Below are 6,832 nucleotides of genomic sequence, written 5' to 3'. Positions count from 1 at the left end.
GTGTCGCCCCGCACCCAACCTCCGTGGTCAGTACATCTAGGCCGCGTACGCCCGCGGCGACCTTTACGGATGGTCAAGAACGCGTCGCACGTCGTGCGGCCGATCGACGGCAGGCGCCGACGTACACGCAGGCCGGGTTCATCACCATGCTGCGCGGGATCATCGACCGCACGGCCGGGGCGCTGGTCGTCGCCGCCGATGTGGACGGGGCGCCGACCAGTTGGGACGAGGTCTCGGGCAGGCGGTACCTGCCGCCCGGACGGATCTTGCACCCGGGCGTCGCGTGGGTCCCACCAGGGGATTTCAACCCGAACTGCTGATCGCTTCTCCACACAACGTTCACATCGTCCGCCACGGTCACCCACACACAGTGCTTAGAGTCTGGCGCATGGGGAACAGGCGCCGGGTGCTGGTGGTCGAGGACGAGCAGACCATCGCGGAGTCCATAGCGGCACGTTTGCGGGCCGAGGGGTTCGACGTGGACCTCGCCCACGATGGTCCCCTGGGGGTGGCCGTCGCGGCGCGGACGAAGCCGGACCTGGTGGTGCTCGACATCATGCTGCCCGGGTTCGACGGGTTGGAGGTGTGCAGGCGCATCCAGGCCGAGCGCCCGGTGCCTGTCCTCATGCTCACCGCCCGCGACGACGAGACGGACCTGCTGGTCGGGCTCGCGGTCGGAGCGGACGACTACATGACCAAGCCGTTCTCCATCCGCGAGTTGGCCGCCCGGGTCCACGCCCTGCTCCGCCGGGTCGACCGGCAGGCCGAGCCGGAGGAGAACGCCGCGATCGTGGTGGGCGACCTGGAGGTCGACCCGGTGGAGCGGCGGGTGCGCCGGGCGGGGGTCGAGGCGCACCTGACGCCCATCGAGTTCGAGCTGATCGCGCACCTGGCCGCCCGGCCGCGGGCGGTGCACCCGCGGGAGCGGCTGCTCGCCGAGATCTGGGGCTGGGGCGACGCGGCGGGGACCCGGACGGTCGACAGCCACGTCAAGGCCCTGCGCCGCAAGCTGGGCGCCGACCTGATCCGCACCGTCCACGGTGTCGGCTACGCCCTGGAGAACCCGAGATGACGCTGCGCGAACGCGGCGCGGCGCTGCTGGAACTGCTGCCCCGGCCGCTCGACCCGGTGCGGTCCATCAAGGTCAAGCTGGGCATCCTGCTGATCGCCTCGGGCGCGGTCGCGCTGGCCTACTTCTGGTACATGATCGGCTGGCTGCCCACGGTCACGTCCATCACCGCCATCACCGGCGCGCTGGTCACCTCGCAGATCCTCGCCCACGGCATGACCCGGCCGCTGCGCGAGATGACCGCCGCGGCCAGAGCCATGGCGCAGGGCGACTACTCGCGGCGGGTCCGGGTCACCGCCCGCGACGAGGTCGGCGAGCTGGGGCGGGCGTTCAACCAGATGAGCGCCGACCTGGCGGCCGCGGACCGCCAGCGCCGTGAGCTGATCGCCAACGTCTCGCACGAGTTGCGCACCCCGATCGCCGCGCTCCGGGCGGTGCTGGAGAACGTCGTCGACGGGGTCAGCGCGGCCGACCCCGACACCATGCGCACGGCACTCACACAGGCCGAGCGGCTCGGCAAGCTGGTCGCGGAATTGCTGGACCTGTCCCGCATCGACGCGGGCGTGCACACCCTGAGCAGGGAGACCGTCGAGATCGCCCCGCTGCTCGCCGAGGTCGTCGCCGAAGCCGAGGTCAACGCCGCCGCCGCGAACCGCGACGTGCGGTTCGTGACGTCGGTCGAGCCTGCCGCGGCCACGGTGAGCGCCGACCGGGGCCGGCTGCACCAAGTCCTGGTGAACCTGCTCGACAACGCCGTGCGCCACGGCCCCGCCGACGGTGAGGTGCGCGTGCTCGCCGTCGCCACGGCCCGCGGGCTGACGCTGGAGGTCCGCGACCAGGGGCCGGGGATCGCCCGGCCGGAGCGGGACCTCGTCTTCCGCCGCTTCACCCAGGGAGAGCGCGCGACCGGCGGCGGGACCGGTCTCGGGCTGGCCATCGCCCGCTGGGTCGTGGAACTGCACGGCGGCACCATCGCCGTCGTCGACCCGGTCCCCGCCATGCGCGGCGGCTGCCGCATTCGGATCACCCTGCCCGCTTAGACCCCATTCCATTCGACCGGGACGAAGTCGTTCCGGTGGTTCGCCCTGCTCATTTGGAGAAACCATGACCGATCGGACGCCCGAGAACCCGGATCTCTCCGAGGATCCAGTCGAACTGGACGGCGCCGACATCGCCGACATTGAGGACGAGAGCGAGAGCGAGGGTGACCGGGCGCAGGTCAGGCCGGTGGTGATGACGCCGATGACACCGCTGCCGCAGGCGGGCGGGTTGAACCGAGCCCTCCAGCCAGGCTTTCTCGACGAGTTCTGGCCGGTCAGGACCCCCGCGGCACCCCGCAGGGCACTGCTCGTGACGGTCCTCGCGGCCGTGTTCGCCGCCTCCGTGATCGGCCTGGACCGCCCGGGGATCGGCTGGTTCATCGGCGGTGTGGGGATGTCGAGTGCCCTGATCGCGCTCGCCAACGGCGCGAAAGGGCGGTTACGGCTGCCTTGGCTGTTGGCCGCGCTCGCCCTCATGGCCGTGGGCGCGGTCCGGGCAGCGGACTGGTTGTTCGTGCTGTGCGTGCTGACGGCGTGTGTGACCGCGTCGCTGGCCGTGGCGGGCGGGAAGTCGGTGCGGGCCCTGGCTTTCGGCGCGGCGGCGGTGTCCGTGGCGGCGCTGCGGGCGGTCCCGTGGGCAGGCGCGGGCCTGCGCGCCCTGGGGCGGGCCGGTGAGTCGACGCCGCGGATCCTGCGGTCGGTGTTCATCGCGCTGGTCCTGCTCGTGGTCTTCGGGACGCTCCTGGGCAGCGCCGACGAGGCCTTCGCCGGTCTGCTCGACGGCCTCACCCCGGACCTGGATGCCGACGGGCTCGCGGAGTGGGTCTATCTATTCGGGCTCGTCGCCCTTGCCACCCTGGGCGCGGCGTTCCTGCTGGCCAACCCGCCGAGGATCGACGCGATGCCGCAGGTGTCAACCCGACGCCGGGTGAAGCTCGTCGAGTGGACGCTGCCGGTCGCAACGCTGGTGGTGCTGTTCGGCGCTTTCGTCGCCGTGCAGCTGACCGTGCTGTTCGGCGGCAGCGAGTACGTCCTCAACACCGCGAACCTCACCTACGCCAACTACGCGCGGTCCGGTTTCTGGCAGCTGCTCGCGGTCACGCTGCTCACCCTCGTGGTCCTCGGCGTCGCCGCCCGAGTCGCGCCGACCGACACGGCCTCGCAACGCCTGTGGCTGCGGGTCCTCCTCGGCGCGCTCGCCGGGCTGAGCCTGGTCATCGTCATCTCAGCTCTGTTCAGGATGTGGACCTACCAGGAGACCTACGGGTTCACGGTGCTGCGGTTGCTGGTCGGCTTCTGTGAGATCTGGCTCGGGCTGGTCTACGTGCTGGTGCTGGTTGCGGGCGTCCGACCGCGGGCGGACTGGGTCCCCCGCGCGGTGCTCGCAACGGCGATCGCGCTGCTGATCGGTCTGGCGGCGCTCAACCCGGACCGGTTCATCGCCGAGCGCAACCTGGCCCGGTACGCCGAGACCGGCAAGATCGACGAGTACTACCTGTCGCGCCTCTCCGCGGACGCCGTGCCCGCGCTGGTCAAGCTGCCCGAGCCGATGCGGTCCTGCGCCCTCGCCGGACACGTCGCGGACCTCTCCGTCCACCGCGACCGGCCGCTGGACTGGAACCTCGGCCGCGCCCAGGCCCGAGCGGCGTTGGCCGGGATTGCCCCGGTCGTGTGCGATTCCGGCAGGTACCGGTGATCATCGGATAGCGTGGGGGCAGTGGCCGATATCGGCGAAAGGACCCGCGATGTCCGAGGAAATCCCGTTCTCGCAGGAACTTCGACTCGCGACCAGAGAAGGTCACGACCGCGCGCAGGAGTCGGCGTACATCGTCGCCCTGCTCGCGGGCGACCTGAGCCAGGCGGGCTACACGGCCCTCGCCGTGCAGCACTACTTCATCTACGACGCCCTCGAGTCCGCGGCGACGGCGATGCGTGAGGACCTGGTGGCGGGACCGTTCGTGATCGACGCCCTGCGCCGGATGCCCGGCCTGGTCGACGACCTCGAGGCGCTGGTGGGACCGGACTGGCGCGCCAAGATCCGGCCCGCCTCCGCCACAGCCGAGTACGTCGACCGGGTGGCGGCGGTGTCCGGCCAGTCCGCGCGGTTCGTCGCCCACCAGTACACGCGGTACCTGGGCGACATCGCGGGCGGCCAGGTCATCCGCAACCGGCTGCGCGCCCAGCACGGGATCCGGGCCCGGTTCTACGATTTCGACGCACTCGGCCCGGCCCCGGTCTTCCGCGACAAGTACCGGGCCCTGCTGGACTCGGCGCCATGGTCGCCGGCCGAGCGGGCCGACCTGATCAGCGAGGCGCAGGTCGCGTTCGAGCTGAACACGGCCGTCTTCGAGGAGCTCGCGGAGGACATGCACCGGTACCTGGTCGCCTGACCCCGGCGATCACGCCGGACCGAACGGGTGTTCTAATTTGACCGTTCCACCTGGCGACGTAAGAGGGAGTCGATGGTGTCCACCGAGACCACCGAGACCGAAGCTGTGCCCGAGTCCGTTGTGTCCGAAGCCCCGGAGGCGCCAGAGGCCCCTGAGGTCTCCGCGCCCGTCGTGGCGCCCGCGCCCGCGGCCAAGAAGCCCAAGGCCCCGCGGGTGGCGAGCACCGCGAAGAAGACTCGGACCGTGGAGTTGACCCTCACGGTCACCGGCACCGCCGAGGGCGAGTGGCAGGCCGAGCTCTCCCAGGGCGGCAAGCGGATGATGCAGGGCGTGTCCGTCCCCGCCACCGCCGTGTCGCGCGCGGCGGCCGAGTTGCACGAAGACATCTCCAAGGCGATCGAGACGGTCCTGGACGCCGCGCGTGAGCAGCACCGGGCCCGGATGCAGGAGCTGGAGGCGGAGCTTTCGAAGGTGAAGGCGGCGCTGGCGGAGTTGCAGGAAGGCTGATTCAGGCGAACAGGTGGGTCCGGACCGACAGGTTCGGGCCCACCTTCGTTTCCAGGGTTTCCATGGGTTCCCGGTCCCCGAACCAAGGCGAATCCATCCGAACGGACACCCCTCGCCCAGGCGTGGTGGTCGGGACCTGGCGGCTGAGCCGACCCGCCATCTCGATGACGTCGCGCCGAGGCTCCAAACATTACCCGTTATCTTGATAGTCGTATCCAGGTTGCCTATCACTGGAAGCGTAACCGCGGGCGGCCCGCCGCCGTCGCGGGCGCGGCTTCTACAGTGGGTGTGACGAAAGTGCGATGTGGAGCGGCGGGGCATGACTGCGATTCAGGACGAAACGGTCGACGAGGCGCAGGTCAGGGACCTCGAAGACGAGATCGACGAGACCTTCGACGACGTGCCCGGCATCGACCCCGAGCGCCTCCAGGCCTGCCTGGCCGTGTTGGCCGAGGTCAACGAGCTCCCCACCGAACACCCCGACGCCGTCGCCGTCCGGCGGGCGACCGCGGGCATCTTCAAGTCCGTGCGCCAGCGCCGCCGCGCCGCCAAGCGGGCCGCGGTGACCCAGGCCGACAAGGCCGTCACCGAGGCCACCGCCACCGGCTCCCCCGACCGCATCGACGACGAGACCCAGGGCATCCCGCTGGTCTCCAACACCGTCGGCGCCAGTGCGGGCACCCTTCTGCGCGCCCGTTCCTGCTACACCTGCAAGCAGCGCTACCACGTCGTCGACGCGTTCTACCACCAGCTCTGCCCGCCGTGCGCCGAGCTGAACCGGGGACGCCGGGACGCGCGGACCGACCTGACCGGGCGGCGGGCGCTGCTGACCGGGGGCCGGGCGAAGATCGGCATGTACATCGCCCTTCGCCTGCTGCGCGACGGCGCGCACACGACCATCACCACCCGCTTCCCGCACGACGCCGTGCGGCGGTTCGCGGGGATGCCCGACAGCGCGGACTGGCTGCACCGGCTGCGCGTCGTCGGCATCGACCTTCGGGACCCGGCGCAGGTCGTGGCGCTGGCCGACACCGTCGCCGCGCAGGGGCCGCTCGACATCCTGATCAACAACGCCGCCCAGACCGTGCGGCGCTCGGCCGGGTCGTACTCGCTGCTCGCCGAGGCCGAGTCCGCTCCCCTGCCCTCGGGTCCGCTGCCCGAGATGCTGAGCCTGGGCCAAACCAGCGACGCCCACCCCGCGGCGCTCGCGGGGGCCATCGAGCCGCACACCAACGACCTGCATCCCGTGACCGCGCTCGCGCTGACCGCGGGTTCGGCGTCGCCGGAGCGGATCGCGGACAACACCGCCATCGACGCGGGCGGGCTCGTCCCCGACCTGCACCCGGTGAACAGCTGGACCCAGCGGGTGCACGAGGTCGACGCGATGGAGCTGCTGGAAGTGCAGCTGTGCAACCAGACCGCGCCGTTCATCCTGGTCAGCAGGCTGCGCCCGGCGATGGCCGCGGCGACCGCGCGACGCAAGTACGTGGTCAATGTGTCCGCGATGGAGGGGCAGTTCAGCCGCGCCTACAAGGGGCCGGGGCACCCGCACACGAACATGGCCAAGGCCGCGCTGAACATGCTGACGCGCACCAGCGCCCAGGAGATGCTCACCGACGGCATCCTCATGACCGCCGTCGACACCGGCTGGATCACCGACGAGCGCCCGCATCCGACAAAGATGCGGCTCGCCGAGGAAGGTTTCCACGCCCCGCTGGACCTCGTCGACGGCGCCGCGCGGGTCTACGATCCGATCGTGCGCGGTGAATTGGGCGAGGACATCTACGGCTGCTTCTTGAAGGACTACGAACCCGCGGCCTGGTAGG

7 protein-coding genes are annotated in these 6,832 nt (G+C 71.0%); all 7 read left to right on the top strand.

Going from position 1 to position 6,832, the window contains the following annotated elements; all coding sequences use genetic code 11:
• Positions 1-320, top strand: a 320-nt coding sequence (locus GPZ80_RS32310; protein WP_222720143.1) for a hypothetical protein, incomplete at its 5' end; no start/stop codon positions are given.
• 68 nt (positions 321-388) lie between these two features.
• Positions 389-1,072, top strand: coding sequence for a response regulator transcription factor (locus GPZ80_RS31425; RefSeq protein WP_187224738.1), 684 nt, complete (start codon positions 389-391; stop codon positions 1,070-1,072).
• Positions 1,069-2,109, top strand: coding sequence for a HAMP domain-containing sensor histidine kinase (locus GPZ80_RS31420; protein ID WP_187224737.1), 1,041 nt, complete (start codon positions 1,069-1,071; stop codon positions 2,107-2,109). Before GPZ80_RS31425 ends, GPZ80_RS31420 begins: the two co-directional genes overlap by 4 nt.
• A gap of 64 nt (positions 2,110-2,173) precedes the next feature.
• Positions 2,174-3,805 (top strand): DUF4153 domain-containing protein, encoded by a 1,632-nt coding sequence (locus GPZ80_RS31415; RefSeq protein ID WP_187224736.1) that lies wholly within the window; start codon positions 2,174-2,176, stop codon positions 3,803-3,805.
• A gap of 49 nt (positions 3,806-3,854) precedes the next feature.
• Positions 3,855-4,499, top strand: coding sequence for a biliverdin-producing heme oxygenase (locus tag GPZ80_RS31410; RefSeq protein WP_187224735.1), 645 nt, complete (start codon positions 3,855-3,857; stop codon positions 4,497-4,499).
• Positions 4,500-4,571: 72 nt separating this feature from the next.
• Positions 4,572-5,006 (top strand): DUF6319 family protein, encoded by a 435-nt coding sequence (locus GPZ80_RS31405; RefSeq protein WP_187224734.1) that lies wholly within the window; start codon positions 4,572-4,574, stop codon positions 5,004-5,006.
• A 319-nt stretch (positions 5,007-5,325) separates the two neighbouring features.
• Positions 5,326-6,831 carry an SDR family NAD(P)-dependent oxidoreductase gene (locus GPZ80_RS31400; RefSeq protein ID WP_187224733.1) on the top strand — a complete coding sequence of 502 codons (1,506 nt, stop codon included), beginning with the start codon at positions 5,326-5,328 and terminating at the stop codon, positions 6,829-6,831.
• Position 6,832 lies beyond the last annotated feature (1 nt).

The sequence above is a fragment of the Actinokineospora xionganensis genome (assembly GCF_014323725.1).
Lineage (GTDB): Bacteria > Actinomycetota > Actinomycetes > Mycobacteriales > Pseudonocardiaceae > Actinokineospora > Actinokineospora xionganensis.
Note: the sequence above shows the minus strand (reverse complement) of the source record. Positions and strands in the feature narration are given on the sequence as shown.